Origin of the sequence: Synechococcus sp. H55.2, from assembly GCF_047462495.1 — a bacterium.
Taxonomy (GTDB): Bacteria; Cyanobacteriota; Cyanobacteriia; order Thermostichales; family Thermostichaceae; genus Thermostichus.
In genome coordinates this window covers 3,595-5,252 of the sequence record NZ_JANSJH010000134.1, presented here as the reverse complement: position 1 = coordinate 5,252, position 1,658 = coordinate 3,595, and the positions used below count along the sequence as shown (strand labels likewise).

Sequence of the window (1,658 nt, the reverse complement as noted above, 5' to 3'; positions counted from 1 at the left end):
GGTCGCGTCGGCGGCGCGGAGCGCTTGGGTTGGTCGAACTTGTCTGGAATGGGTTCAAGCCGGAACACCGTTCTCCCAATCTGTCTCCGCAGGCGGCGTAGGCTCTTGCATGGGCCAGACCCAAGCGGTGAGGTCTTGGGAAGGGATCCCTTGGGGCATTAGCCCGTGGCAGCGGGAGCAAAACAGGCAACTGCCACAGCGTTCGGTGTGGGGGGTCATGGGAAAGTTTTGCGCCTCCAGTTGGCGCAGGTGGTGCAGGGTGGCTTTGAGGTGGGCCAGATCCCGCTCGTAAGCGGCGGCGCTGTAGCGGCGGTAGAAGGGCTGCTGCGGGTGTTGCACATACCAAAGGGTCAGTTGCACCTGCTCCGGCTGGAAGGGGCCTTCCAGGAGCAGTTGATCGGCCACCCCAGACAGCAGCAGGGGGTAGAGGCGCACCTGCCAGTCCTGGGCCAACTGTTCATCGGGGGGGCGCTGCCGCTCCGTCTTCCAATCGACAATGTGCAGGGATCCCGGGGTAATCACCAGCCGATCCAGGCGGGCCATCAGCTTAAACCCCTCGATCCGCTGCCAGAGGGGCAATTCCGCCAACACCCGCCCCTGCGGATGAGCGTGGGGACTGGCCAAGAACACCTGCCACCACTGGCGTACTGTCTCATCCAAAGCAGATAAGCGGGGCTCCACCTGCCGACCGCGGCTGTGCCACTCGACCAAGCGGTGAAACTGCCGCCCGCGCCTCTGCTCCAGTTCGTGCTCAGAAGCATTGGCAGCAGGCCAGATCAACCGCTCCAGGTACACATAGCGAAACAGGCGAGGACAATGATCCAGGAGCGCCAAGGCGGAAGCAGACAGGTTGACCTGCTCAAGGCTCAGCCTCTCCAAAGGGGGGGCAGAGCCTACAAAAGGGGCAATCGGGATCCCAGACATGGGCAAGTCCTGGCGGGGATGGGAGGAGTGCAACTGCTCTGAGCACACTTGAACTGACCTTCCACTAAAAGCTGGGGGTTGTGCTAGGCTCCTGTCGAATTTGCCCAGACCCAGACAGCGACCATCCCATCCCAGAGCAACAAAAGCAGAGCCAAGCATCCGAGCAGCCCGTACATCCAAGGCTGAACGTAAGGGCGCAGCCCGCCGATCTCCAGTTGGGTGTGACGTTGAACCTCGGCCAACAGACGCTGGAACCCGGCCACCCGCATCGGCAAAAGCACGCGCTCCCCAGCTTGGGTGACTAAGTAGTACACCATACCGCCTTGGCTGGTGGAGCGGGGCTCAATGCGTTCCACATCAGCCCACCGGATCTGCCACTCCTGCCGCACAAAAGGTGGCACCCAGCCTGGGTAGGTGGCCTGCATGCCCTTTTCATCCAACTGGATCTGCTGGCTCAGGGATCCCAGGACTACTCCCCATCCCAGCAGCAGAGTTGCCCAAAGGGATCCCAGCTCAAGCGGTGTTGCCTGTTGCCGGGACAGCAAGATGGGCAGGGGCAGGCTCAATCCCCAGTACAAGGCCTGCAAAGCGTAGCGAATCAACGGGGAGATGGGGAAGATCAACATGGGCAGAGGGGGGCTCGCTTCACCAAGCTTAAGATAGCCCTTAAAAAGGCAGCTCCTCCTTTAAGGATTCCCTTTCTGCTTGGCGATCGACAAGCGGAAAAGACGGCT

General features: G+C 61.3%; 2 protein-coding genes. Both read right to left on the bottom strand.

Features of this window, described 5'->3' with window-relative positions; translation table 11 throughout:
* Positions 1-54 precede the first annotated feature (54 nt).
* Positions 55-957: a PD-(D/E)XK nuclease family protein gene (locus tag NW844_RS12015; protein ID WP_414335943.1), complete on the bottom strand. Its 903-nt coding sequence runs from the start codon at positions 955-957 to the stop codon at positions 55-57.
* Between the two features lie 50 nt (positions 958-1,007).
* A complete protein-coding gene (locus tag NW844_RS12010) occupies positions 1,008-1,550 on the bottom strand; it encodes a hypothetical protein (RefSeq protein WP_414335941.1) in 543 nt (180 codons plus the stop codon).
* Between the last annotated feature and the right edge of the window lie 108 nt (positions 1,551-1,658).